Annotated in this window: 24 protein-coding genes; 18 read left to right on the top strand and 6 right to left on the bottom strand. The window is 60.8% G+C overall.

Annotated features, from left to right (window positions below):
* The first annotated feature begins 55 nt into the window (after positions 1-55).
* The 6 genes from ung (at position 56) to PR018_RS11075 (ending at position 5,024) form a co-directional block, all read left to right on the top strand.
* Positions 56-763 (top strand): uracil-DNA glycosylase, encoded by a 708-nt coding sequence (ung, locus tag PR018_RS11100; protein ID WP_142823543.1) that lies wholly within the window; start codon positions 56-58, stop codon positions 761-763.
* Positions 764-1,210: 447 nt separating this feature from the next.
* The gene (locus tag PR018_RS11095; RefSeq protein ID WP_142823542.1) at positions 1,211-2,230 is read left to right on the top strand and encodes a porin; all 1,020 of its coding nucleotides are present in this window, start codon (positions 1,211-1,213) and stop codon (positions 2,228-2,230) included.
* A gap of 170 nt (positions 2,231-2,400) precedes the next feature.
* A complete protein-coding gene (locus PR018_RS11090) occupies positions 2,401-2,697 on the top strand; it encodes an ArsR/SmtB family transcription factor (protein WP_142823541.1) in 297 nt (98 codons plus the stop codon).
* 174 nt (positions 2,698-2,871) lie between these two features.
* Positions 2,872-3,219 carry an ArsR/SmtB family transcription factor gene (locus PR018_RS11085; RefSeq protein ID WP_142823540.1) on the top strand — a complete coding sequence of 116 codons (348 nt, stop codon included), beginning with the start codon at positions 2,872-2,874 and terminating at the stop codon, positions 3,217-3,219.
* 249 nt (positions 3,220-3,468) lie between these two features.
* Positions 3,469-4,401, top strand: a complete 933-nt coding sequence (locus tag PR018_RS11080) for a VOC family protein (RefSeq protein ID WP_142823539.1) — start codon at positions 3,469-3,471, stop codon at positions 4,399-4,401.
* A 14-nt stretch (positions 4,402-4,415) separates the two neighbouring features.
* Positions 4,416-5,024: an alpha/beta hydrolase gene (locus tag PR018_RS11075; protein WP_263431683.1), complete on the top strand. Its 609-nt coding sequence runs from the start codon at positions 4,416-4,418 to the stop codon at positions 5,022-5,024.
* A 57-nt stretch (positions 5,025-5,081) separates the two neighbouring features.
* Here PR018_RS11075 and PR018_RS11070 read toward each other — a convergent pair whose 3' ends face one another.
* The gene (locus PR018_RS11070) at positions 5,082-5,510 is read right to left on the bottom strand and encodes a hypothetical protein (protein ID WP_142823538.1); all 429 of its coding nucleotides are present in this window, start codon (positions 5,508-5,510) and stop codon (positions 5,082-5,084) included.
* 257 nt (positions 5,511-5,767) lie between these two features.
* On the opposite strand from PR018_RS11070, the gene PR018_RS11065 reads away from it, so the two are divergent.
* Both PR018_RS11065 and rutF read left to right on the top strand, forming a co-directional pair.
* Complete coding sequence (locus tag PR018_RS11065; RefSeq protein ID WP_481900264.1) at positions 5,768-6,598, top strand: DMT family transporter; 831 nt, start codon at positions 5,768-5,770, stop codon at positions 6,596-6,598.
* Between the two features lie 185 nt (positions 6,599-6,783).
* A complete protein-coding gene (rutF, locus tag PR018_RS11060) occupies positions 6,784-7,323 on the top strand; it encodes an NADH-dependent FMN reductase RutF (RefSeq protein ID WP_374108276.1) in 540 nt (179 codons plus the stop codon).
* Positions 7,324-7,326: 3 nt separating this feature from the next.
* Here rutF and PR018_RS11055 read toward each other — a convergent pair whose 3' ends face one another.
* The gene (locus PR018_RS11055; protein WP_142823536.1) at positions 7,327-8,331 is read right to left on the bottom strand and encodes an NAD-dependent epimerase; all 1,005 of its coding nucleotides are present in this window, start codon (positions 8,329-8,331) and stop codon (positions 7,327-7,329) included.
* Between the two features lie 274 nt (positions 8,332-8,605).
* On the opposite strand from PR018_RS11055, the gene PR018_RS11050 reads away from it, so the two are divergent.
* Positions 8,606-9,904: an amidohydrolase family protein gene (locus tag PR018_RS11050; protein WP_142823535.1), complete on the top strand. Its 1,299-nt coding sequence runs from the start codon at positions 8,606-8,608 to the stop codon at positions 9,902-9,904.
* A 16-nt stretch (positions 9,905-9,920) separates the two neighbouring features.
* Here the strand turns inward: PR018_RS11050 and PR018_RS11045 are convergent, their stop codons facing one another.
* Positions 9,921-10,628, bottom strand: coding sequence for a GntR family transcriptional regulator (locus PR018_RS11045; RefSeq protein ID WP_142823534.1), 708 nt, complete (start codon positions 10,626-10,628; stop codon positions 9,921-9,923).
* A gap of 261 nt (positions 10,629-10,889) precedes the next feature.
* Here PR018_RS11045 and PR018_RS11040 point away from each other — a divergent pair, with 261 nt between their 5' ends.
* The 7 genes from PR018_RS11040 to PR018_RS11010 all read left to right on the top strand — a co-directional run bounded on the left by PR018_RS11040 (position 10,890) and on the right by PR018_RS11010 (position 19,861).
* Complete coding sequence (locus PR018_RS11040; RefSeq protein ID WP_142823533.1) at positions 10,890-11,966, top strand: ABC transporter ATP-binding protein; 1,077 nt, start codon at positions 10,890-10,892, stop codon at positions 11,964-11,966.
* Between the two features lie 29 nt (positions 11,967-11,995).
* Positions 11,996-13,294: an ABC transporter substrate-binding protein gene (locus PR018_RS11035; protein WP_142823532.1), complete on the top strand. Its 1,299-nt coding sequence runs from the start codon at positions 11,996-11,998 to the stop codon at positions 13,292-13,294.
* A 158-nt stretch (positions 13,295-13,452) separates the two neighbouring features.
* Positions 13,453-14,352, top strand: coding sequence for an ABC transporter permease (locus PR018_RS11030; protein WP_142823531.1), 900 nt, complete (start codon positions 13,453-13,455; stop codon positions 14,350-14,352).
* Position 14,353: 1 nt separating this feature from the next.
* On the top strand, positions 14,354-15,196 hold the full coding sequence (locus PR018_RS11025) for an ABC transporter permease (protein ID WP_142823530.1): 843 nt from the start codon (positions 14,354-14,356) through the stop codon (positions 15,194-15,196).
* Positions 15,197-15,200: 4 nt separating this feature from the next.
* Positions 15,201-15,893: an aspartate/glutamate racemase family protein gene (locus tag PR018_RS11020; protein WP_142823529.1), complete on the top strand. Its 693-nt coding sequence runs from the start codon at positions 15,201-15,203 to the stop codon at positions 15,891-15,893.
* A gap of 230 nt (positions 15,894-16,123) precedes the next feature.
* Positions 16,124-17,422 (top strand): adenylosuccinate synthase, encoded by a 1,299-nt coding sequence (locus tag PR018_RS11015; RefSeq protein ID WP_142823528.1) that lies wholly within the window; start codon positions 16,124-16,126, stop codon positions 17,420-17,422.
* Between the two features lie 60 nt (positions 17,423-17,482).
* Positions 17,483-19,861 carry a hypothetical protein gene (locus tag PR018_RS11010; RefSeq protein ID WP_142823527.1) on the top strand — a complete coding sequence of 793 codons (2,379 nt, stop codon included), beginning with the start codon at positions 17,483-17,485 and terminating at the stop codon, positions 19,859-19,861.
* 89 nt (positions 19,862-19,950) lie between these two features.
* Here the strand turns inward: PR018_RS11010 and rpoH are convergent, their stop codons facing one another.
* Together rpoH and PR018_RS11000 are read right to left on the bottom strand one after the other, a co-directional pair.
* Positions 19,951-20,859 (bottom strand): RNA polymerase sigma factor RpoH, encoded by a 909-nt coding sequence (rpoH, locus tag PR018_RS11005; protein ID WP_111222501.1) that lies wholly within the window; start codon positions 20,857-20,859, stop codon positions 19,951-19,953.
* A 291-nt stretch (positions 20,860-21,150) separates the two neighbouring features.
* Positions 21,151-22,176 (bottom strand): RluA family pseudouridine synthase, encoded by a 1,026-nt coding sequence (locus PR018_RS11000; protein ID WP_142823526.1) that lies wholly within the window; start codon positions 22,174-22,176, stop codon positions 21,151-21,153.
* Between the two features lie 38 nt (positions 22,177-22,214).
* Here PR018_RS11000 and PR018_RS10995 point away from each other — a divergent pair, with 38 nt between their 5' ends.
* Positions 22,215-22,589 (top strand): hypothetical protein, encoded by a 375-nt coding sequence (locus PR018_RS10995; RefSeq protein WP_142823525.1) that lies wholly within the window; start codon positions 22,215-22,217, stop codon positions 22,587-22,589.
* 11 nt (positions 22,590-22,600) lie between these two features.
* Positions 22,601-23,431, top strand: a complete 831-nt coding sequence (locus tag PR018_RS10990; RefSeq protein ID WP_142823524.1) for a TrmH family RNA methyltransferase — start codon at positions 22,601-22,603, stop codon at positions 23,429-23,431.
* Here the strand turns inward: PR018_RS10990 and PR018_RS10985 are convergent.
* A complete protein-coding gene (locus PR018_RS10985; protein WP_142823523.1) occupies positions 23,428-24,618 on the bottom strand; it encodes a coiled-coil domain-containing protein in 1,191 nt (396 codons plus the stop codon). The two genes, PR018_RS10990 and PR018_RS10985, sit on opposite strands and share 4 nt — an antisense overlap.
* Between the last annotated feature and the right edge of the window lie 60 nt (positions 24,619-24,678).

Here is a 24,678-nt window from a genome sequence, read left to right as displayed (position 1 = left end):
TTGACTTGGGCAGCATTTCGCCATCACGGTGGAGGCCTAACAAGGAGCCAAGTGAATGCCGGAGGCGGGAGTAAAGCTGGAGGAAAGCTGGAAGAATGCGCTGTCGGCGGAATTCTCCAGCCCCTACATGGAAAAGCTCAAGGCCTTCCTGGTTGAGGAAAGGCAAAACGGCAAGACCATCTTTCCGCGCGGGCCTGAATATTTCCGCGCGCTCGACCTGACGCCCTTGCATGATGTCAAGGTGGTGATCCTCGGTCAGGATCCCTATCACGGCCTCGGGCAGGCGCACGGCCTTTGCTTCAGCGTCCGGCCGGGTGTGCGCACGCCGCCGTCGCTGGTCAATATCTACAAGGAGATGCAGGCCGATCTCGGCATTCCACCGGCACGCCACGGGTTTCTCGAAAGCTGGGCCCGGCAGGGCGTACTTTTGCTGAACAGCGTGCTGACCGTCGAGGAGTCTCGCGCCGCGTCCCATCAGGGCAAGGGTTGGGAAAGGTTTTCCGATGCCGTGATCCGGGCCGTCAACGATCAATGCGAGCATGTCGTCTTCCTTCTATGGGGTGCCTATGCGCAGAAGAAAGCCGCATTCGTCGACGCGTCGCGCCATCTGGTGCTGAAATCCGCACATCCGTCGCCGCTTTCGGCCCATAACGGATTTCTCGGATCCAGACCTTTCTCCAAGGCCAACGCCTATCTTGAGCAACACGGACGCACGCCGATTGACTGGGCGCTCCCGGAAAATCCAGGCGCCGGCCAGGCTTAGGGCCGCAATCGACGCCAGAGATCTCCCACCGAAATTCCAGGCGTGCCGAACGCCATGGCGGCCAGCGCTAGCCCGATGCGGACTAGCGCTGGCCTTACCGATGATTCTCAAGTAAAAATTAAAATATTAGAGATGCAGATATGTTTGTTTTCGATATATTGGCTTGATAAAATACAATTACGGGAATTTATTAGAATAACAAACATATTTACTATAATAATAAGTTACATGGCTGCAACATAGATCTAAGTTTATATTGTTCAAGTGCGTACCTAATACAAAATCTTTGTTGTCATATTATCGTGATGCGATGATATTCGAATTGTAAATCGAAGACTTCTGCTTCGGTTTTGATCTGTAAGGGTCTCAACAAATTGGTGCTTTCAAAATTGTGTATTGATTTACGCAAGCGAAGAATTGTGCCGAGATAACACATCGGGAGCTTTCATGAATATCAAATCTCTTCTTCTCGGATCCGCTGCAGCGCTCGCTGTTGTATCTGGTGCACATGCGGCCGACGCAATCGTCGCTGCCGAACCGGAACCGCTGGAATATGTCCGCATCTGCGACGCATACGGCGCCGGCTACTTCTACATTCCAGGCAGCGAAACTTGCCTCAAGATCGGCGGCATGATCCGCAACGATACTTACTGGCACGATGCCTACAATCCTTTTGGTGCCTTTGGGACCAAGAACTACACCCGCGCTGAACTCTCGTTCAACTCCGCAACGGACACTGAATATGGTCCCTTGAAGACGGCGACGACGCTGCGCTTTAACTATTCGGAAGGCGTAAATTCGGATGCCTCTCCGCTGATCGCCTATATTTCGCTCGGCGGCTTCCTCATCGGTCGGCAGGACTCGCAGTATAACGAATACATGGGCTATGCCGGCAACGTCATCAACGATGATGTGATCGGAGATGGACCTTACGAGCTGAACCAGCTCACCTATTCCTACGACTCCGGCACCGGCTTCACCGGTGTGATCTCGCTCGAAGATTCCTATTCCAGCGTAGCCTATGACCACTATGCTCCCGACGTCGTTGCCGGGCTCGGCTACAAGGCCGGCGCATTCGGGATCAAGGTTGCGGGCGGTTACGACTCTGTCGCCGAAGAAGGCGCAGTCAAGGTACGCCTCGATGCAGACTTCGGCACAGTCAGCGCATTCCTGATGGGTGCCTGGAACACCGACGGCAACACGACCAACAAGTACGCCAATGGCGACCCCTTTGGCACCACGGGTGACTGGGCTGTCTGGGGCGGCGGCACTGCAAAGTTCAGCGAAAAGCTGAGCTGGAACGTGCAGTTGGCCTATGCTGACAACAAGACCTTCGAAGCAACCACCAACCTTGCCTTCTTCCCGGTCAAGGGCCTCAAGCTCCAGCCGGAAATCACCTACGTCAACTATGACAACGTCGATAAAAGCGTTTGGGCAGGCGTTCTCCGCGTCCAGCGCAACTTCTAATCCCGACACCTGGCATCTGCCAGGTTGAGGATCCCGTGGGTGAATGCCTGCGGGGAAAGACTGATCGGTTGACCTCCGGTCCGAACGGAAAAGGTCCGGCATCCCAGCTGGGCCTTTTCTGTTTCATCCTGGAAGATATTGGAAATTAAAAACAAGCACAGGAGCAGACCATGGGTGCCGAGCAGCAGGAAAAACTGATGCGTGATCAAGCCTCGCTCCTGGCGATGATGGCCAACCCGGCGAGACTGACTATCCTGCGACTTCTTCTCGAGGAAGAGAGATCGGTCGGGCAGCTGGCCACGCAAGTGGGGTTAAGCGAAAATGCCACCTCCATGCACCTGGCAAAGCTGAGACGGGGACGGGTCGTCACTACCAAGAGGAAGGCTCAGAACATCTTTTACGCCGCGAAATCGATCAACGTGGTTGTCATCCTGAATGCTCTGGACGCGATATCGCATAATTTCTAGTTGGCGAATTCTTCGAATAAATACTTTCATGCGAAATATAAAATATAGCTATAAATCCCGATATTTATTTTTCTACGGCCAAGTTGCCTTTTGTTCCTCTAATCAATAGAAAATAGAAGTGGAACAGCAGCAATAGTTTAAAATTCCGGGGGCGGGATTTGGGGAGATTTCTTGGTGGTACCGTCGGGGGACGATGATTTTGGCATATATGGGGAAGAGGTGCAGAGGGCCGCTGCAGCGCAATCCGATTTTCTTGGGATCATGGCAAACCGCCATCGCCTGCACATCCTGTTTTTGTTGCTCGAAAGCGAGCATTCTGTTCGCGATCTGATGCGGGAGCTGAATGAAACTCCGGTTGGCGTCTCGCGTCACCTGACGATCCTTCGTGACAACAACATCGTCCGCAGCCGCCGCTGCGGCAAGAACGTCCGCTATTCGCTCACATGTCCGCACACAGTCCAGATGGTGAAAGCCATCGCCGAAATCTGTTGCCAGCGCGATAAAGAGGTCGAGGAGGAATAGGCGGGTTCATGCTCTGCATCATCCGAAGCTGCGGCACCTGGGCTGCAAGCGTTTGATCGAAGGCTGCAAATTGCGCCGACTACCCTTCCGACTGTTCCCGATCGCGCATAGCGTGAACGACATCGATAGATCGTTCACGATCTGGAGACAATCCGTCCGGGTCTTGCGGTCTATCGCAAAAGCCTGACAGCGACCATCTTCACCCCATGGAACCGGTCGATACGACCGGGCAGAACAAAGGGGTTTGACATGCTTGACCAGATCAAAGGCCTCCACCACGTCACGTCGATGGCAGAGAATGCCCGCACCAACAACAAGTTCTTCACCCAGACGCTAGGCCTTCGCCGCGTCAAGAAGACTGTCAATTTCGATGCACCGGATGTGTACCATCTCTATTACGGCGACGAAGTCGGCGCGCCCGGCTCGGTAATGACCTATTTTCCGTTCCCGAAGATGGCGCGTGGCCGTCCCGGTACGGGCGAGGTCGGCACCACGGTGTTCTCGGTTCCCGAAGGTTCGCTGGGTTACTGGACGGATCGTCTCGCAGCGCAGGGCATCGCCGGTCTCAAGGCCGATGAATCCTTCGGCCAGAAGCGCCTGCACTTTGCCGGTCCTGATGGCGACGACCTTGCGCTTGTCGAGGTCCGGGACGATCTGCGCCAGCCCTGGCTGCACGCAGGCATCGAGGCCGACCACGCGATCCGCGGCTTTCACTCGGTGTCGATGCGCCTGCGCGACGACGGTGCGACGGACGAACTGCTGCGATACATGGGCTATCAGGTTGCCGAAACCCATGAGGGCACAAAGCGGCTGGTCATCCCGGGCGGCAATGGCGCCGATTTCATCGATCTCGAAACCATGCCGAACATCGCCCGTTCGCTGCCGGGGGCAGGGTCCGTGCACCACGTTGCCTTCTCAGTCGAAAATCGCGCCAAGCAGCTCGAAGTGCGCAAGCTGCTGATGGATACCGGTCATCAGGTCACGCCAGTCATCGATCGCGACTACTTCTGGGCGATCTACTTCCGCACGCCGAGCGGCGTCCTGTTCGAGATTGCCACAAACGAACCTGGCTTCGATCGCGACGAGGATACCGCACATCTCGGCGAGGCACTGAAGCTGCCACCACAGCATGCGCATCTGCGCCCACTGCTGGAAGAACATCTCGAGCCACTCGACGCTTGAGGCAGGAGGTCATCATGACATCGACATATGTGCACCGGCTGCGAGCCGGTGCGCCGGGAAAGCCGATATTTTTCGTCTTTCACGGCACAGGCGGCGATGAGAACCAGTTTTTCGACTTTGCCAGCCAGCTGCTGCCGGAGGCGACCATCGTCTCGCCGCGCGGCGACGTTGCCGAACATGGGGCTGCCCGTTTTTTCCGGCGCACCGGCGAGGGCGTCTACGACATGGACGATCTCGCCCGGGCGACGACGAAGATGGTCGGCTACGTCAAAAGCCTGGCGGATGAGCACCAGGCGTCGGCAGTCATCGGCCTCGGCTTTTCGAATGGGGCCAATATCCTTGCCAATGTCCTGATCGAGGCAGGCAATCTTTTCGACGCCTCGGTGCTGATGCATCCGCTGATCCCGTTCGAACCGCGCGACAATGCCGGCCTGGCGGGCTCGAAGGTGCTGATCACGGCCGGCGAGCGAGACCCGATTGCACCGGCCTCCCTGACAAAGGCGCTTGCGGATTACTTCGTCCGGCAGAAGGCGGATGTGACGCTCGAATGGCATCCGGGCGGTCACGATATCCGGCCGAACGAGATCGACGCGGTGCGGACGCTACTTGCAGCCTATGCCTAAATGAGATCTGCGATCCGGCGCGGCGGCCCAAGGGCCCTGCGCCGGCGCGAGCCACGTCTACTTTGCGCTCAGCATTTGCTGGAGGGCGAGTGCCTCTTCGTCAGCCGCGTGCTGGCCGGCCGCGTCGAGATAGGGCTGGCTGCAATATTGCTTAAGGCCTGCTGTGTCGCGTGCATCCGCTTGCCCGTGAGCGGTCCTGATCGCCACCTTTCGCCAGGCGCAGCCGAGCATCGGGTCGGGCTTGATCGCACCGTCGCAACCGGTGCTGAGGCACGTGGCGACAGTGCTTTGCGCCTGATATTTGCCGGCGATCGCATCGTTGAAATCGCCGGTCCAGCTCTTGCGCACGCTTTCACAGCCTGTCGCATTGCTGCTCTGGCGGCAATCGACGGCGGCGTTGATGTAGTCGCTGGCAGGCGGCCAGAGGGGAGCGTCGATCAGGCTGACGCAGCCACATGCCAAAAGCCCAGCCATCAAAGCATTCATACCACTCTCCCGAATCGCTGCCGATAAGACCATGAAAAGGCTTGCGTGGACATGGAGGAGGACGACGGCCACCAGTGGCAGTTGGGCCACCAATCGCCGTTATCTGATCCGTTATCCCAAAGGGCGCAACGCCTGCTTGCAGGTGGTTGCCTAGCTCGCTAATGGTCAGCCTTCAAGTCCAGGGGGATCGTCGTGACGCTTGCCGAGCAGAGCCAATATCGTCTGGGCGTTCTCTATGTGGCGCTGTCTGCGCTGGCCTGGTCCTCGGCCGGGCTGTTCATGCGGCGATCCATGCCGATCTGATGACCATCCTTTTCTATCGCGGCATCGTCTCGGGCGGCGGGGTATTCCTGCTTTTCCTGTTCATCGAACGCGGTGGCGCGTGGCGCATCATCGGGGCGATGCGCGGGCCGTCGTTTGCCGCGATGTTTTTCTCGACGGGCGCGATGATCAGCGGCATCGGCTCCATCTATTACACCTCCGTCGCCGACTCGATGGTGATTTACGCCACGGTGCCCTTCATCACCGCCGGCGTCGCCTTCCTGTATATCCGCGAGCGCCCCAGTGCCGCGACGATGATTGCGGCGGGAGTGGCGCTGGTTGGGGTCCTGGTAATGCTGACGGGCGATAGCACCGGCAGTGGAAGCTGGTTCGGGCGCGCCCTTGCGGCCATCATGACCCTGATGGTATCCGGACTTGCAGTCGTCATGCGCCGTCACCGCGATGTGCCGATGCTGCCGGCCATGGCTGCATCCGGCTGGCTGTGCTCACTGGTGTGTTTCTGGTTCGCATCGCCAGGGTCCGTCTCGGGAAGTGACGCCGGGCTGATCGTGGCCTTCGGATTGATCCAGAATGCGCTTGGGCTTAGCCTCTACACATTCGGATCCCGTCTCATTCCCGCTGCCGATGCCAGCCTGCTGACCGCGCTCGAGGTTCCTTTGACGCCGCTCTGGGTGTGGATATTCTTCAGCGAGACGCCATCGAGCGCGACGATGATCGGCGGGCCGATCGTGCTTGTCGCATTGTTTGGCCATATTTTCACGGAGGTCCGGCGCAACCGGGCGCCGATGGTCGTCAATCCCGGCTGAGCGCCGGAGGGCGTCAAAACCGTCATCGACATTGTGCATCGCAACATTTTTCGAAGTATGCGGTTGACGATAGCGGATTCGGGGGAATGTATTGTCTCGTGCCCGCCGTTGGGCGAAATGCTTTTGCTTGAGACGCACCGATCCGGCGTCTAGTTTGCGGCCCGGAACCGCACCTGCCGCCTGAAATTATGGGGATGAACATGAAAACGTCTGCAGCCACCGACCAGAAGATACCCGTGGCTGATGCCGAAGCGTTGCGGCTCACCTTCCGCGATGCCATGGCGCGCATGGCGGCAGCCGTCAATATCGTCACCAGCAACGGTCCGGGAGGTCTTGCCGGCTTTGCCGCGACTGCCGTGTGCAGCGTCACCGACAGTCCGCCGACGCTTCTGGTGTGCCTGAACCGCAATGCCTCCGTCTATCCCGCTGTCGCTGCCAATGGCGTGCTCTGCGTGAACGTCCTGTCGGAGAGCCATCAGGATCTGTCGCGCCTCTTCGGCGGCAAGACGCCGGTTGCCGAGCGCTTTGCAGCCGCCGAGTGGTCCGAACTGGTGACCGGATCGCCGGCGCTCGAGGACGCGCTGGTGTCGTTCGATTGCCGGATCGCCCAGCGCGCCGAGGTCGGCACGCACGAAGTGCTGATGTGCGAAGTCGAGGCGATCCGTCGGCGCGATGGCGGGCAGGGTCTCGTCTATTTCGACCGCAATTATCACACGGCCGGCTGATCCTCAGTAGTTTTCGAGATACCATTCGACAAAGCGCCTGACACCTTCTTCGACGCCCAGTTCCGGCTTGTAGCCGGTCAGGGCGACGAGCAGGCCGGGTTCGGCGTAGGTGTGATGTACGTCGCCCGGCTGCATCGGCAGCATGTTGCGGATGGCCTTCTTGCCGAGCGCGGCCTCTATCGTCTCGACATAATGCATCAGCTCCACCGGCGCGCCGCCACCGATGTTGACGATCCGGAACGGGGCGGTGCTCGACAGCGAATCGATGACGGTATCCGAGACGACGCGGTTGGCCTCTGCCGGCGGCACCGCGATCAGGCGGACGATGCCCTCGACGAGGTCGTCGATATAGGTGAAGTCGCGGCTCATCCGGCCTTCGCCGTAGATATCGATCGGGCGATCGTTCCTGATGGCATCGACGAACTTGAACAGCGCCATGTCCGGCCGGCCCCACGGGCCATAGACCGTGAAGAAGCGGAACGCCGTCGTCGGGATGTCGAAGAGATGGGCGTAGCTGTGGGCCATCAGCTCCATGCTTTTCTTCGTCGCCGCATAGATCGTCATCTGCTCGTCAGCCTTGTCGCTTTCGGCAAACGGCATCTTCTCGTTGGCGCCGTAGACCGACGAGGTCGAGGCGAGCAGCAAATGCTTCGGCTTGATGGCGCGGGCGAGTTCTAGAATGTTGAACGACCCGGTGACGTTGGAGTCGACGTAGGATTTCGGATTTTCGAGGCTGTAGCGAACGCCGGCCTGGGCGGCGAGGTGGACGATGACATCAGGCTCCGCCAGTTCGGCCGCCCTATCGAGCGCCGCCTTGTCTTCCAGCATGGCGATCACCGGCTTGAAGCCGTTCGAGCGCGCGAGGATGGCGTGCCGTTTTTCCTTCAGCGCCACATCGTAATACGGTGTCATGCCGTCGAAGCCGACCACGAAATTGCCTTCGTCGAGCAGTCGCTTGGCGAGATGGAAGCCAATGAAGCCACCGGTGCCGGTGATCAGGTAGCGCATGTCAGGTCCTTCGTGATGGTGCCGGGCGCACCCGGTCGACGCTCCGGGAGCGTGGTAGAGCGGCCCCGGCTTTCAGGAGCAGTTGATTGCCTGCGCTTATACACAGCGTTTCCGTCGCCGCCTATAGCCCGGAGACCTCGCCAGCCTTCGCCTTCGTTTGAAAAAATACAGTCCGTCCATGATGTTCTGGGCATTCAACGGTTGGCATGTGGTGTCGGCGTGCTAAAAATCCGTCACGTTCAGGCGCAGCGCCTGTCGAGCAAGGGGCCGGTTCATGACGTTCGATCTACTCATCCGAAACGCAACGCTTACCGATGGCCGCACGGGGATCGACATCGGTATCGCCGGCGGCAGGATCGCTGCAATCGAGCACAAGATCGCTGCTAACGCCGGTCGCGAGATCGACGCCGGCGGCCACCTTGTCTCGAGCCCTTTCGTCGATTGCCATTTTCATATGGATGCCACCCTGTCGCTTGGCCTGCCGCGCTTGAACACGTCCGGTACGCTCCTCGAAGGCATTGCGCTCTGGGGTGAACTGAAGCCGTTGCTGACGCAGGAGGCGGTGGTCGAGCGGGCATTGCGCTATTGCGATCTCGCCGTATCGCAAGGGCTGCTGGCGGTGCGGACCCATGTCGATATCTGCGACGACCGGCTTCTGGCTGTCGAGGCGCTGCTGCACGTCAAGAAGGCGGTCGCGCCCTATCTCGATCTGCAACTCGTCGCCTTTCCGCAGGATGGATATTACCGTTCGCCGACAGCTGCCGACAATCTCGAGCGGGCGCTGGATCTCGGTGTCGACATTGTCGGCGGTATTCCGCATTTCGAGCGGACGATGGAAGACGGTGCGCGGTCTGTGCGGGCGCTTTGCGAGATTGCCGCGAGGCGGGGCCTGCGCGTCGACCTGCATTGCGACGAAACGGACGATCCGCTTTCGCGGCATATCGAGACGCTTGCCTGTGAAACGCAGCGGCTGGGACTGCAAGGCCGCGCGACCGGCTCGCACCTGACTTCGATGCATTCGATGGACAATTACTATGTGTCGAAGCTACTGCCGCTGATCGCCGAGGCTGAGGTTCAGGTGGTTGCCAACCCGCTGATCAACATCATGCTGCAGGGACGACACGACAGCTACCCGAAGCGGCGCGGTATGACGCGGGTGAAGGAGATGCGCGAGCACGGCATCAACATCGCCTTCGGCCAGGATTGCTGCATGGACCCGTGGTATTCGCTCGGCAGCGGCGACATGCTCGATGTCGCGCATATGGGCCTGCATGTCGGACAGCTGTCGGCTCGCGAGGCAATGCGGTTCTGTTTCGACGCGGTCACCAGAAATCCGGCCAAGCTGATGGGGCTGGAAGGTTATGGTCTCGACGTCGGCTGCAATGGCGATCTGGTGGTGCTGCAAGCGAAAGATCCGATCGAGGCGATCCGTCTGCGCGCAACGCGTTTGTTTGTTGTTCGTCGCGGCAAGGTGATCAGCGAGACGCCGGCGAGAGGCGCAAGGCTGTCGCTCAACGGGCGGCCCGATTTCGTCGATCCTGCTGCCTACGCGCCGGTCGCCAACGAGCATTGAAGCGAAGGAGCGTCCTTCAAGCCTTGAGGATCTCCGCGAGGCGGCGGGAACCGGGCTCGCGCTCTGACAGGTCGAGGCCCGAAAACAGGTCGACGAGATGGCTGACCATCAGCTCGGACGCGTCCTTCGGCTTGTTGCTGGCGATCGCATTGACCAGCGAATGGTGAGCGTGGTGCTCGCAGATGGCATCGCGGCGACGCCAGTAGAGGGCGACGATCAGCGACGAGCGAGAGCAAAGCCTGCGGACGAAGTCGATATAGATCGAATGATTGGCAATTTCGGCGATGGCCACGTGGAACTGGCCGGAGAGCTGGACCGCTTCTCCGTCCCGCCCGGCGGCGACCGCCGCATGTTCTTCGGCGATGTGACGCTCCAGCAGGACGATGTCGGCCGGCTTGGCGATTTCGGCAGCCATGGCGGCGACTTTCGGCTCGAGCAGCGCGCGAGCCTCGAAAACCTCGCGGGCCTCCAGCCGTGTCGGCTTGGCGACGAAAGCGCCGCGATTGACTTCGAGTGTCACGAGATGGTCGAGCGCCAGTGCCTGCAGGGCTGCGCGTATCACGGTGCGGCTGACAGAGTAGATCTCGGCCAACTCGTCTTCCGGCAGCTTCATTCCGGGCGCCACGCTATGGCCGAGAATGGCGCTGCGAATGCCGAGATAAACCGGCGACTGTTGCACGGGCGGTTGCCCCGCCGCTCTGGCCCTGATGGATTTTTCAAGCATGGCGCGTGCCGGAATCCGAGTATTGATCTTGGCCGGAGCATAACCGATAATTGCGTCCAATACCACGTGAGTTTTGTATACAATATTTGCTCACGTTGTGTGCATCTGCTGAATTTGCCGCATCTAATAAATGGGCATATTTTTTATGCTATGGTTGGCTACCTATCTTCGAAGTCAACGATTTCAGTATGTTAATCAATATTTAGGATTTGGCATGGGCCTTGCAGTCCCTCTTCCTGTGAAGAAGCGGAAGAGGGGCCGATGGCTAAGGGCGATCTAGAACTTATCAGGCTGACCAAGCGTTACGGTGGCACGGTTGCCGTCGACGCGATCGATCTGAAAGTGCCGGCCGGCACCTATTGCTGCTTGCTGGGCCCGTCCGGCTGCGGCAAGTCTTCGACGCTTCGCATGGCGGCCGGCCATGAAAGTGTCTCCGGCGGCGATGTCGTTCTTTCCGAAAGCCAGATCACCCACGCCCGTCCGGCGGAGCGCGGGACGGCGATGATGTTCCAGAGCTACGCGCTGTTTCCGCATCTCGATCTCATCGACAACGTCGCCTTCAGCCTGAAGATGAAGGGCGTCGACAAGCAGGCGCGCCAGGCCAAGGCGCTCGAAATGCTGACGCTGATGCAGATGGAGCCCTATGCCACCCGGCGTCCGGCACAACTCTCCGGCGGCCAGCAGCAACGCGTGGCGCTGGCTCGCGCTCTGATCACCGATCCGGAAGCGCTGCTGCTCGACGAGCCGCTGTCGGCGCTCGATCCGTTCCTGAAAATTCGCATGCGTGCCGAGTTGAAAAAGCTGCAGAAGACGCTGAGCATCACCTTCGTTCACGTCACCCATAGCCAGGAAGAGGCGATGGCGTTGTCGGACCTGATCGTGGTGATGAACAACGGCCGCATCGAGCAGGCAGCCTCTGCGCGCGAGGTCTTCGAGCGGCCTGCCACCGCCTTCGTCGCCCGTTTCATGGGCGATCACAATGTTCTCTCCGGTCGCGCGACCCACAGCCAGGACGGGGTCGTGACGCTGGAAGCGCCTGAGGGCCAGACATTTTCCGTTCGCGGCCAGACGGAAGTCGGCGCGCCCGTGGATATCGGTATCCGCACAGACCGGGTTCGCCTCGCCGAGCCATCGCAGAAGGGCCTCGGCTTCAACGGCATCGTTTCCAACGTCGAATATCGCGGCGCCACCGTGAAAATCACCGTCATCGGCGCCGGTAGCGAGGACTTCACGGCGATCATTCGCGACACCGATTATTTCGCCAAGCCGGTTTCGGTCGGCGATGCACTGTCACTGAGCTGGGCCCTGGAGGACGCAGTCCTCCTCGGCCGCGGCTGATCCATCAACCACCTGAAGGGGAACTGAGCATGACCAAGGACACAAAGTCTACCAAGCCGGCCAAGGGTATTTCCCGCCGTAATCTCCTGAAGACCTGCGCTGCCGGGCTCGGCGCCGTCGTCGGCTCCGGCCTCGTCACCGGCTTCCCGACCATATGGGCTCAGAACCCGATCACGCTGCGCCAGTTCGGCACCGGCGTATCGAACCTCAATGCCATCGCCGACAAGTGCAAAGCCGACCTCGGCATCACGCTGCAGATGACGGCAACGGATTCGGACGCTGCCGCCCAGCGCGCCGTCACACAGCCGAACTCCTACGACATCGCCGACATCGAATACTGGATCGCCAAGAAGGTCTACCCGGCCGGCGTGATGCAGCCGATGAACACCAAGAAGCTCAAATACTTCGACAAGATCGTGCCGCTGTTCATCACCGGCAAGCTGAAGCCCGACAGCGTCATCGCACAGGGTACCGCGCCGCACACGGTCGGCTTCGTCGACGGCCCGGACTCCAAGAAGTTCTCGAAGACACCGACCGAATGGATGACGATGGTCCCGACCATCTACAACGCCGACACGCTAGGCATCCGGCCGGACCTCGTCGGTCGCGACATCACCTCCTGGGCCGACATCCTCGACCCTGCCTTCAAGGGCAAGACGGCGATCCTCAACATTCCGTCGATCGGCATCATGGACGCTGCCATGATCATGGAAGCCTCCGGTCAGCTGAAATATGCCGACAAGGGCAACATGACCAAGGCGGAGATCGACAAAACGATCGACTTCCTGATCAAGACCAAGCAGGCCGGCCAGTTCCGCGCCTTCTGGAAGTCCTTCGACGAGAGCGTCAACCTGATGGCATCGGGCGAAGTCGTCATCCAGTCCATGTGGTCGCCGGCCGTTGCCGCCGTCCGCTCCAAGGGCATCGCCTGCAAGTTCCAGCCACTGAAGGAAGGCTATCGTTCGTGGGGCGGCGGTCTCGGCCTTGCCAAGCACCTGAAGGGCGCCGAACTCGACGCGGCCTACGAGTACATCAACTGGTACACGTCCGGCTGGGTCGGCGGCTACCTCAACCGCCAGGGCTATTACTCTGCCTGCATGGACACCGCCAAGAACTTCATGACGGCCGACGAGTGGGGCTACTGGATCGAGGGCAAGCCGGCACAGGGCGATATCATGTCGCCTGAAGGCAAGGTCATGGAGAAGGCCGGAGCAGTCCGCGACGGCGGCTCGTTCGAAGAGCGCATGGGCCACGTCGCCTGCTGGAACTCGGTCATGGACGAGGACCGCTACATGGTAAAGCGCTGGAACGAATTCATCGCTGCCTAAGGCACCTTTTCATCTCCCTCCTTGTGGGGGAGATGTCACGAAGTGACAAAGGGGGGCGGTGCGGCAAACTCCAGATCTGCGGCCATCCCCCCTCTGTCGGCTCTGCCGACATCTTCCCCACAAGGGGGGAGATCAGGAAAAATCGGAGATACCGTAGAATGGCATCAGCAACGACACAGCTCGACAAGCCGCAAAGACGCAACTTGACGGTTCCGCTCGGGGTCGTTTCGTATCTCCAGGCGCTGCCGCTGCTTGTCATTCTCGGCTTCTTCTTCATCCTGCCGATCCTGATGATCGCTGTCGTCAGTTTCTGGGACTATGATTTTGCCGGCATCTATCCGGCGATGTTGCTCACCAACTATTCGGACAGCCTCGAGTCGTGGGTCACCTGGAAGACCTATCTCCACACCATAGAATTCATGCTGATCGTCTGGGCGATCACCCTGTTCATCGGGTTCTGGGTTGCCTATTACCTCGCCTTCCACATCCGCAAGCCGTCGACGCAGATGGTGCTGTTTCTCATCTGCACGGTACCGTTCCTGACGTCCAACATCATCCGCATGATCTCCTGGATCCCGGTGCTCGGGCGAAACGGGCTGATCAATTCGGCGCTGATCAGTGCCGGCATCATTCCAAAGCCGATCGAGTGGCTGCTCTATTCCGATTTCGCCGTGGTGCTCGCCATGGTCCACCTCTACACGCTGTTCATGGTGACGCCGATCTTCAACACGCTGATGCGCATCGATCGCTCGCTGTTCGAGGCGGCCCGCGATGCCGGGGCGACCGGTTGGCAGATCCTCTGGAACGTGGTGATTCCGCTCGCCAAGCCCGGCATCGCCATCGGCTCGATTTTCGTGGTGACGCTAGTCATGGCCGATTTCTCCACCGTGCAGGTGATGTCCGGCGGCCAGAGTGCCTCGGTGGCGCTGATGATGAAGAACCAGATGTCGCTGCTGCAATATCCGGCCGCTGCCGCCAACGCCGTGGTGCTGCTGGTCCTCGTGCTGCTGATGGTTGCCGCCATCCTGCGCGTCGTCGATATCCGCAAGGAGCTTTGAGATGAACGCCGACAAACGCCCTCTCGAGTTCTACGTGCTCACCGCCTTCTTCATCCTGTTCGTGCTGTTCCTGTACGGGCCGTTTTCGGCGATCTTCATCCTCTCCTTCCAGGGACCGGACGGCGGCCTGACATTTCCGCTCAACGGCGTATCGTTCCACTGGTTCGCAAACCTGTTCGAAAAGCAGTCGGTCGGCGATTTCGGTGCGGCTTTCCAGCGGTCCTTCTTTCTTGGCCTTATGGTGATGGTCGTGACCGTCGTGGTGTCGCTGCTGGCTGGCCTCGCCTTCCGGCGCAAGTTCCGTGGTGCCTCGCTGGTCTTCTACGGAACGGTCGCCAGCCTCGTGGTGCCGTCGATTATCATCTCGCTCGGCATCGGCGTCGTCTTCCAGCAGCTCGGATTTGCGCCGGCCTGGTATTCCTCGGCGTTCGGCGCCCACCTGACCTGGACGCTGCCGTTCGGCGTGCTGATCATGTTTGCCGTCTTCAACCGTTTTTCTCCATCGTATGAGGAAGCTGCGCGCGACCTCGGTGCGAGTTCGTGGCAGACGTTTCGCCACGTCGTGCTGCCGATGATCGCGCCGAGCCTGATCGGCGTCGGGCTGTTCGGCTTTTCGCTCTCCTACGACGAGTTTGCCCGGACGCTGATGACGTCGGGCTCGTTCAATACGCTGCCGCTGGAGATCTATGGGATGACCACCAATGTCACCACGCCGGTTCTTTATGCGCTCGGCACGGTGACGACGCTGTTCTCCTTCACCATCATCCTCTCCTGCGTCGGCATCGGCATGTATGTCAGCCGGCGGCGCGCTGCCGTGGGTTCGGATGCCGGCAAGGGGGTCTGAGCGCATGCGGATCCTGGTGATAAACCCCAACACGACGGCGTCGATGACGGACAAGATCGGCATCGCGGCGCGGGCGGTTGCAAGCCCGGGGACGGAAGTCGTTGCCCGCAATCCCGTCATCGGCCCCGTCAGCATTCAGGGACCCGAGGACGGCGAGGCGGCCTTGCCTGGGCTGCTGTATGAAATCGAGCGGTCCAATGTCGAGGATTTCGACGCCGTCATCATCGCCTGCTTCGACGATACCGGGCTCTACGAGGCGCGCAGGCGAACCGCGCGGCCGGTGATCGGCATCGGGGAGGCGGCCTTTCATGCAGCCACGCTGGTTGCGTCGAGATTTAGCGTCGTCACGACCCTGTCCGTGTCGGTGCCTGTCATCGAGGACAATGTTCGTGCCTACGGTTTCAGTCTCCGATGTGCCCGGGTGAGGGCTTCAGAAGTACCGGTGCTGGAACTCGAGCGTGAAGGCTCCGATGCCTGTCGCACCATCTCGCTCGAGATTGCAACCGCATTGGTGAAGGACGATGCCGATGCCATCGTCCTCGGTTGCGCCGGCATGGCGGATCTTGCCCTGCAGCTTAGCCTCGAACACGGCGTGCCCGTGATCGACGGCGTGGCTGCGGCCGTGAAGCTTGCCGAAATGCTGCATGCGCTGGGGCTGCAGACGTCGCAGGCTGGTCCGTTTCGCAAGGTTGCGTGACCGGGACCGTGCCAGGCTCCAAGCCCTGTTTCCGAGTTCCGCCGGCCCCGTCACCCCCTCAGTGGCTGACGACAGGGCGAAGTGTCTAGCCGGCTGTTGTCGTTCCGCTTGATTTGCCCTGCAAAAGCGCGATCTCCGCCGACAACGGGGTCGCTTTCCGAAAAGCAACGCTTTATAGATGCGCGGGTTTGGGCAAGGCGCATCTTTGCGCAGGAAGCAGGAAGAGACAAATGACGAACGTGGTCGTGATCGGTTCGCAATGGGGTGACGAAGGCAAGGGCAAGATTGTCGACTGGCTTTCGGAGCGCGCGGACATCGTTGTCCGCTTCCAGGGCGGCCACAATGCCGGCCATACACTCGTCATCGACGGCATCAGCTACAAGCTGTCGCTGCTGCCTTCTGGCGTCGTGCGGCCGGGCAAGATGGGCGTCATCGGCAATGGCGTGGTCGTCGATCCGCATGCGCTGCTGGCCGAAATCGATCGGCTCGCTGTTCAGGGCGTCAAGATCACGCCTGAAAACCTGCGCGTTGCCGACAATGCCACGCTGATCCTTTCGCTGCACCGTGAACTCGATGCGCTGCGCGAAGATGCTGCCAGCAACAGCGGCACCAAGATCGGTACCACACGTCGGGGCATCGGCCCTGCCTACGAAGACAAGGTCGGCCGCCGGTCGATCCGCTTCATGGATCTTGCCGATCTCGAAACTCTGCCCGCCAAGGTCGACCGCATTCTTACGCACCACAATGCGCTGCGTCGCGGCCTCGGCGTTGCCGAAGTGTCCCACGAAACGATCATGGAAGAACTGACGTCAGTCGCCGACCGCGTGCTGCCGTTCCGCGAAACCGTCTGGCTTCTTCTCGACAAGGAGCGCCGTCGCGGTGCGCGCATCCTGTTCGAGGGCGCGCAGGGCTCGCTGCTCGACATCGACCACGGCACCTATCCCTTCGTTACCTCATCGAACACCGTTGCAGGGCAGGCCTCGGCCGGTTCCGGCATGGGGCCGGGATCGCTGGGTTACATCCTCGGCATCACCAAGGCCTACACCACCCGCGTCGGCGAAGGGCCTTTCCCGACGGAACTGACAGACGAGATTGGCCAGTTTCTTGGCGAGAAAGGTCATGAATTCGGCACAGTTACCGGGCGTAAACGTCGGTGTGGCTGGTTCGACGCGGCGCTGGTGCGCCAGTCGGTCGCCACCAACGGCATCACCGGCATCGCGCTGACCAAGCTCGACGTGCTGGACGGACTGGAAGAACTGAAGATCTGCGTCGGTTACATGCTCGACGGCGTGCAGATTGACCACCTGCCGGCAAGCCAGGGTGCGCAAGCGCGGGTCGAGCCGGTATATATTACGCTTGAGGGTTGGAAAGAATCGACCGTCGGCGCCCGCAAATGGGCCGACCTGCCAGCTCAGGCGATCAAATATGTGCGACAGGTGGAAGAGCTGATCGGTGCCCCCGTAGCGCTTCTTTCGACCAGCCCGGAGCGCGACGACACCATACTTGTGACTGATCCGTTTGAGGATTAATGTCGCGCCAACGATAAAACGCTGTTCGGCCTTACTGCTGGACATCACGAGAAAGTACTGATGGCGGATTTTGTAGCAGTCATCCGACGTGCCGTAGATGGCTTGTCCGACAATACACCCGAAATGCGGGTGAAAGTTTATGCCCGCGCTCGCGGTGCCGTACAGCGCCAGCTGGAAAGCATGAAGCCGCGACCGCCGGAGACGATGCTGCAGCGCCAGCTCGAGAAGCTCGAAGCCGCTATTCGCGACGTCGAGGCCGAGCATGCCGAAGCCGGAGTGCCGCCTGCAATCGCAGAGGAAGCCGCTGCGGAGGAGTTCCACGCCCAGCCGGCCGAGGAGTATCAGCAGCCGGAACCGGTGGTGCAGCATGTTCCAGAGCCGGAGCCAGAGCAGGTGGTGCAGCCAGAGCCGGCAGCAGCGTCAGAAGAAGAGCCTGCACATATCGAGGAACCCGCGCCCGTGGCGCCTGCCGAGGTGCACCACGTTGAAGAGAGTGCACATACTGACACCTCTCCGACCGTCGACGATAATTGGCGCGCCGAAGATGACTGGCAGGCGGACAGGGAACCGCAGCCTCTGGAAGCGCTGGAGGCCGTTTACGAAGCGCCCGAGCACGAGCGCTATCGTGAGCAGGTCGAGCCGGTTGCAGTTGAGCCCGTGCATGCCGAATGGCAGCCGGAGCCGGAGGCATATCACTCCTCTTCCGTCGACGAGGTTCCACGCGAGGTCCACGAGCCGGCGCCGGATCTGGATGCAGCCGACCACGCCGGCTACGGCATCACCGAGACCCATAGCGATCCCGCTCATTCGGACAATGCCGGCCATTTCGACGACGTCTGGGCGAAAACCGCAACCCCGGAACCAGAGGACGCTGGCACGGCGCACAATGAGTGGCGAGCGCCGGCTCCGGGCGGACAGCCGGCACCAACGGCTATTCCCGTTCACTATCCGCCGGATGTCGGCTTTGCGGCTGAAGAACATCCCTCCGCCCGCATGCCGGATGCCGCCGAACACGTCGCCTGGGAAGCTGCAACATTCGACGATCTGCCGCCGGTAAAATCCGCTCCCGTTGCAGAGGCTGCTCCTGTCAAGCAGGCCCCGCCGACGCCTGCCGGTGATTTTGACGATGTCGACCTGTTTGCCGATGTTCACGGCAATGCGGCCAAACCTGCCGCTCAATCCGGGCAGTCGGACGGCTGGAACGAGATCAAGGAGCTTTCCGGCTACGAGAAATTCGCCGCCGAGACCGATTTCAGCGATTCGGTACCGTCGGATCTGGGGCAGGTCAGTGTCGCCGGGCTTCAGGGCAAGAGCTACCGCATGGAGCCGAAGCGCCGCCGCTTTGGCGTCGCAGGTATTCTCCTTACTCTGGCTGGTGTCGCTGTTGTCGCCGGCGGTGGTTATGCCGCCTGGATGAACCGCACCGCGCTCAACGAGATGGTCGCCGGACTGGTGAGTTCCGCACCGAAAAATGCAACGGTCGCAGACAAGACCGCAACACCGGCAGCAACCACGCCTGTCGCCACGAAGCCGACGACGCCGGAAACTCCACCGGTTGACGACGGCAACACCGTCAACAGCAAATTTACCCAGCGCCTGATGGCGGATGGCAGCGAGGTGGATGCAGGCGTGCCTCCTGTCCCAGGTGGACCGGTCGCTGCCGAGGGCAAGTCCATCGCCCAGCAGAATGTCGCAGCCGCGACGCCGCCACCCGCTGCGGCTGTTGCCAATCCATCCGTACCGGCTCCCGCATCCGCGCCGCCGGCACAGGCTCCGACGCCTGCGCCGACAGCTGCTGCACCGGCCCCGGCCCCTGCACAGCCGACCGCGATGGTTCCGTCGGCTACGCCGCCGGCAGCGACGCAGACGGCGACTGTCGGCACGGGTGAGAAGATGTTCCTGTACGAAGAACGTCTTGGCCAGACGTCACCGACCGCGATCGAGGGTACGGTGACTTGGAGCGTCCATGAGGACAAGGGCGACGATGGCAAGCCATCTCCGACTGTCCAGGGCAGCATCAACGTGCCCGAACGTGGCATGACCGCGCTGGTGACGTTCAAGCGCAACAGCGACCCGTCGCTACCGGCGAGCCATCTGATCGAACTGGTATTCTCGCTGCCGCCGAATTTCGAAGGCGGTGCCATCGACAGCGTCCAGCGCGTGGCGATGAAGGCGACCGAGCAGGATCGTGGCGATCCGCTGATCGGCGTGCCGGCCAAGATCACCGACGATTTCCACATGGTGGCGCTGAACGACTTCCCGGATGCTCGCAAGACCAACCTGGACCTGCTGCGCAACCGCAACTGGATCGACATCCCGATCACCTACCGCAACGGCCGTCGCGCCCTCTTGACCATGGACAAGGGCACGACCGGCACCGACGCCTTCAACAAGGTTATTGGCGAATGGGCTGCCATCGCCGGTCCCAGCGGCCAGTAACGAGCGGATTTCCAAGCGACACAGAAAAGGCGGGTCCGAACGGGCCCGCCTTTTTTAGTTTCAACACATCCGGTCTGTGGACCGGATGCTTATGCAGTTGCTTCCACGACGCGCAGGCCCTTGGCGCGGTCGAGGGCGTCCTTGCGGACAGCCTCCTGGACCTTTTCAAAGGCACGCACTTCGATCTGGCGGACACGTTCGCGGCTGATATCGAATTCGGACGACAGGTCTTCCAAGGTCACGGCATCCTCCGACAGGCGGCGAGCCTCGAAGATACGGCGTTCGCGGTCGTTCAGCACGCTCATTGCACGGGCCAGCATGTTGCGGCGCGTCTCGAGTTCGTCCTGTTCGATTAGAACCGCTTCCTGGCTCTCGTGGTTGTCCACCAGCCAATCCTGCCACTGGCCGCCTTCGCCTTCCGCAGCCTTGATTGGCGCATTCAGCGATGCGTCGCCCGAAAGGCGGCGGTTCATCGAGATGACCTCCTCCTCGGATACCTTCAGAGTCGTGGCAATCTCGGTCACCTGATGAGGCTTGAGGTCGCCTTCATCGATCGCCTGGATCTTGCCCTTGAGGCGGCGAAGGTTGAAGAACAGCCGCTTCTGGTTGGCGGTCGTCCCCATCTTCACCAGCGACCACGAGCGCAGAATGTACTCCTGGATCGAGGCCTTGATCCACCACATGGCGTAGGTGGCCAGACGGAAGCCACGTTCCGGATCGAACTTCTTGACGGCTTGCATAAGGCCGACATTGCCTTCGGACACGACTTCGCCGATCGGCAAGCCGTAGCCGCGATAGCCCATGGCGATCTTTGCCACCAGACGGAGATGGCTTGTGACAAGTCTATGGGCTGCCTGACGGTCGGCGTGCTCGGCATAACGCTTGGCGAGCATGTACTCTTCCTGCGGTTCCAGCATTGGGAACTTGCGGATCTCGTCAAGATAGCGATTGAGGCCGGTCTCGCCGGCGGTAATGGATGGCAAGTTATTGCGGGCCATGAAGCACCCTCCTTGTTGGAAACCAGCCCCTTCGAGACGCCATTCAACATGGCGAAAAGCGGGCCAGCACGTGCGGTTATGGCAGACCCCGCACTAAGTCTAGTTATAAATAAGTATGACGAAACTGGGATTCAAGAACTGTGTCACGCATGTGTGACCGGTGAGATGCACCAGAGGCCAATTATTATTGGCGATATCGAAATTATCCAGCGCATAACCGGCATGCTGGCGAAGATCCTGAACAATCAGCGCTTTATAAGCTCTTCGCGCTCAGATGTCCAGATCCATGCACTATTTGCGGAGAGCCTCGGCCAGCTCCAGCATATCGTCGGGCAGAGCGGCTTCGAAATGCAGGATTTCGCCGGTGCGCGGATGTTCGAACTGCAGCAGGTAGGCATGCAGCGCCTGGCGCGGGAAGCGGCTGACGATGTCCTTGCGTTCATCCGCCAAAAGGTTCGCCTTGGTCCGGAAGCCAGCACCATACACGGTATCGCCGAGCAGCGGATGACCGATATGGGCCATGTGAACGCGGATCTGGTGGGTGCGGCCGGTTTCGAGGCGGCAATCCACCAACGCGGCTAGCGCCGTCGCATCCGGCTGCTCGTGGAAGCGTTCGAGCACCGTGTAGTGGGTGATCGCCTCGTCCGAATCATCGCGGTCGGGCTTTTGTACGGCTCGCTTCGTGCGGTCGCCGGTCGAGCGGCCGAGTGGCGCATCGATCGTTCCGTTGAGCTGGCGCGGCCGGCCCCAGACGATGGCGCGGTAGGCGCGTTCAAGCGGCATCGTCCGACCGTGATCGGCAAACTGCGCCGACAGGTGGCGGTGGGCGATGTCGTTCTTGGCGACAACCATGACACCGGTGGTGTCCTTGTCGAGGCGGTGGACGATGCCGGGACGGCGGACGCCGCCGATGCCAGACAGGGTGTCGCCGCAGTGATGGATGAGGGCATTGACCAACGTCCCCGTCCAGTTGCCGGCGCCGGGATGAACGACGAGGCCGGCGGGCTTGGAGATGACGATGAGGTCGCTGTCTTCGTAGAGCACGTCGAGCGGAATGTCCTCGCCCTGGGGCGTCGGATCTTCCGGTTCCGGCATGGTGATCTCGAAACGCTCGCCCGGCCGGACCTTGCGCTGCGGATCGGTCATCGGCTCGCCGTTGCGCAGCACTGCACCTTCCTTGATCAGCACCTTGACGCGACTGCGCGAAATGTCGTCGCCGAGTTGCGCGGTCAACCAGGCATCAAGGCGGCCTTCTGCGGCTTCGTCGGCGATCAGCACTTTGCTAATGGCATCGGTTTCTTTAAAGGGGTCGTTCAAACGCTTCTCTCCGGCGAGATCAAGAACAGGACGTATTCATGACAAGTCTCAAGCCAGACGACCAGGACGAAAAGCCTCTCGATCCGGCAATGGAAAATGTGCGGCGCAAGATGGTACGGCTGATGATCGTCTCGGGTGCCGTCATGGTGGTGAGCCTTATGGCGGTGTTCGGTGCCATTGTCTACAAGGCGATGCGGCCGGCGGCCAAGGGTGTTGCGACGAGCGGCGTGCCTTCGGATGCTCCGGTTTCGTCCTCCGTGGCGCTGCCGGCGGGCTTTTCGGTGCAGTCGGTCAGTCTCTCCGGCAACCAGATGTTGTTTTACGGCGTGACCATATCCGGCCAGCGACAGGCGATCGTGTTCGACTATGGCGTTGGCCGCATCGTCTCGACGGTCTCGCTGCCGACGCCCTGACGGATAGCCCGATGAGCGAGGACCGGTTGACCATCATCGCGGATGCCGACGATCCGCGCATCGCCGCATTCCGCGATATCCGCGAGCGCGACCTGACCGGCCGTGAAAGCCGCTTCATTGCCGAGGGAACCGTGGTGCTGCGGCTTCTGGCCGAGGCGCACCGTGCCGAGCGCGGCTTTGTCGCTGAAAAGGTGCTGTTGCTGCGCAACCGTGCGGCGGGACTCGCCGACATCATCGCGGCGCTGCCGCGTGATGTGCCGGTCTATGTGGCGGAGGCGCCGGTGCTCGATGCCATCGTCGGCTTCCATTTGCATCGTGGCGTGCTTGCACTCGGGCGCCGTGTAGTCACGGACGATCCGCTTGCCTTCATCGACAGTCTGCCGAAATCGGCCCTGCTGCTGGTCGGGTGCGGCATTTCCAATCATGACAATGTCGGTTCGATGTTTCGCAATGCTGCGGCCTTCGGTGCCGACGGTATTCTTCTCGACGAGACGAGTTGCGATCCGCTTTATCGCAAGGCAGTACGGGTCTCGGTCGGCTCGGTGCTGACCTTGCCCTATTGTCGGGCCGGCTCCGATCTTGCCATTCTCGACGCGCTCGATGCCCGTGGCTTCGCCATCTGGGGGCTTTCGCCACGCGGCGAAACGTCGATTGCCGTTGTGCCGCCATCGGATCGGCTGGCCTTGGTGGTGGGCACGGAAGGGGAGGGATTGCCTCGCTCCATCCTTTCGCGCTTCCGGACCGCGCGCATTCCGCAGGCGCCGGGGCTGGACAGCCTCAACGTGGCGACGGCCACCGGCATTGCGCTTTTTGCCATGGCATCGTCTGCCGGGCGGATCTAGACCGACGGTTTCTCGAGCAGTTCGGAGGCGCGATCGGCAAGGCTCCTGCGGTCGCCGCTGTCGCTCTCTCCATTTTTCTCGAGCAAGGCATGGATGGGCGACTGCTTGCCCTCGGTAAGCGCCGTAAGCGCCACCATGCTGGCGGCGATGGTGGCGATCTCTTCGCGCAGAGCCCCATCCTGGGCGGTCGAGCGGGATTTGAGCAGCCGGTCCGAGAGGGCCGTGCTGCGATTGCGGGCGTCGTCGGCGAGCACCGCGATGTCCGCTCCCAAAGCGGGTTCGGCGTCATCAGCAACCGTGTCAGTGTCAGCCGGTGCGCTACTTGTGGATTTCACGTTTTTCGTCCCATCGGCTGCGGTCGCTTTGGCAGGTCCTGCCGCACGTCTCGACGACTTCGCGGCTTCCTTGGCGTCGGTCGTTGCCATCTTCAGTTTTTGTTTGAGGCGCGTCACTTCTTCGACCCGGCGCGCGATGAGGTTTTGCTGGTCGGCGTTGGATGCGACTTCGCGGCTCAGTTTTTCCTCGAGCCGGGTCACCTTGTTCTGCTCCTCGCCGAGGCGCATCTCGGCTTCGGTTGCGCGCCTCGTAAAGGTCTCGAGCTCACTGCGCGCCGCATCCCTTTCGGTGCGAAGACCGTTGAAGCGGACACGCAGGTTCTCGATCTCTGCTTCGCGCGCGGCAAGGTCGATCTTCGTGTTGTCGGCGTCGACCGCCATCCTGTCGATGCGTTTACGCAGGCTGTCGAGATCGGCTTCCTTCTCCGCATGGGCCAGCTCGGAAACGCGCAAGGACGACCGCAACTGGCTGATGTTGCTCTCCTCGCGGCGCAGGCGTGCCCGCAAGTCGCTGGCCTCCACGCTCATATCGTTGATCTGGGCATGCAACTGTTCGTTTTCCATGGCCAGCCGCCCGGCTTCCTTTTTTACAACTTCCTGCGCGATTTGAAGGGCGATGCTCTTTTCACGCTGTCGGGAGAGGGCCTGCTCGGTCTTGGCATTTTCTGCGGCATAGAGCGCCCGTGCCATGTCTTTCTGGGCACGCACTTCCTGGGCGCTCAAGGGCATCGTGGCGCGCAGGCGCTTTTCCGTGAAGTGGACGATGCGGCGATGGATGACAGGCGCCACCATGCACACGAGGATTACCGCCGTCAGAAAGCCTAAACCGAACAGTAGCGCAAATTGTATCACGGCGCGGCAATCACCTGTACTTGGGCATAGAGCGGAGGTGGAAATTAAGCAGGAAGCCTG

The sequence above is a fragment of the Rhizobium rhododendri genome (assembly GCF_007000325.2).
GTDB classification, from domain to species: domain Bacteria; phylum Pseudomonadota; class Alphaproteobacteria; order Rhizobiales; family Rhizobiaceae; genus Rhizobium; species Rhizobium rhododendri.
This window is presented reverse-complemented; position numbering and strand designations above follow the sequence as displayed.

What these genes read in the sequence shown, in the direction of transcription:
- ung (WP_142823543.1), top strand. Translation starts at nt 56, where the DNA reads ATGCCGGAGGCGGGAGTAAAGCTGGAGGAAAGCTGGAAGAATGCGCTG.
- PR018_RS11095 (WP_142823542.1), top strand. Translation starts at nt 1,211, where the DNA reads ATGAATATCAAATCTCTTCTTCTCGGATCCGCTGCAGCGCTCGCTGTT.
- PR018_RS11090 (WP_142823541.1), top strand. Translation starts at nt 2,401, where the DNA reads ATGGGTGCCGAGCAGCAGGAAAAACTGATGCGTGATCAAGCCTCGCTC.
- PR018_RS11080 (WP_142823539.1), top strand. Translation starts at nt 3,469, where the DNA reads ATGCTTGACCAGATCAAAGGCCTCCACCACGTCACGTCGATGGCAGAG.
- PR018_RS11075 (WP_263431683.1), top strand. Translation starts at nt 4,416, where the DNA reads ATGACATCGACATATGTGCACCGGCTGCGAGCCGGTGCGCCGGGAAAG.
- PR018_RS11070 (WP_142823538.1), bottom strand. Translation starts at nt 5,510, where the DNA reads ATGAATGCTTTGATGGCTGGGCTTTTGGCATGTGGCTGCGTCAGCCTG.
- PR018_RS11055 (WP_142823536.1), bottom strand. Translation starts at nt 8,331, where the DNA reads ATGCGCTACCTGATCACCGGCACCGGTGGCTTCATTGGCTTCCATCTC.
- PR018_RS11050 (WP_142823535.1), top strand. Translation starts at nt 8,606, where the DNA reads ATGACGTTCGATCTACTCATCCGAAACGCAACGCTTACCGATGGCCGC.
- PR018_RS11045 (WP_142823534.1), bottom strand. Translation starts at nt 10,628, where the DNA reads ATGCTTGAAAAATCCATCAGGGCCAGAGCGGCGGGGCAACCGCCCGTG.
- PR018_RS11040 (WP_142823533.1), top strand. Translation starts at nt 10,890, where the DNA reads ATGGCTAAGGGCGATCTAGAACTTATCAGGCTGACCAAGCGTTACGGT.
- PR018_RS11035 (WP_142823532.1), top strand. Translation starts at nt 11,996, where the DNA reads ATGACCAAGGACACAAAGTCTACCAAGCCGGCCAAGGGTATTTCCCGC.
- PR018_RS11030 (WP_142823531.1), top strand. Translation starts at nt 13,453, where the DNA reads ATGGCATCAGCAACGACACAGCTCGACAAGCCGCAAAGACGCAACTTG.
- PR018_RS11025 (WP_142823530.1), top strand. Translation starts at nt 14,354, where the DNA reads ATGAACGCCGACAAACGCCCTCTCGAGTTCTACGTGCTCACCGCCTTC.
- PR018_RS11020 (WP_142823529.1), top strand. Translation starts at nt 15,201, where the DNA reads ATGCGGATCCTGGTGATAAACCCCAACACGACGGCGTCGATGACGGAC.
- PR018_RS11015 (WP_142823528.1), top strand. Translation starts at nt 16,124, where the DNA reads ATGACGAACGTGGTCGTGATCGGTTCGCAATGGGGTGACGAAGGCAAG.
- PR018_RS11010 (WP_142823527.1), top strand. Translation starts at nt 17,483, where the DNA reads ATGGCGGATTTTGTAGCAGTCATCCGACGTGCCGTAGATGGCTTGTCC.
- rpoH (WP_111222501.1), bottom strand. Translation starts at nt 20,859, where the DNA reads ATGGCCCGCAATAACTTGCCATCCATTACCGCCGGCGAGACCGGCCTC.
- PR018_RS10995 (WP_142823525.1), top strand. Translation starts at nt 22,215, where the DNA reads ATGACAAGTCTCAAGCCAGACGACCAGGACGAAAAGCCTCTCGATCCG.
- PR018_RS10990 (WP_142823524.1), top strand. Translation starts at nt 22,601, where the DNA reads ATGAGCGAGGACCGGTTGACCATCATCGCGGATGCCGACGATCCGCGC.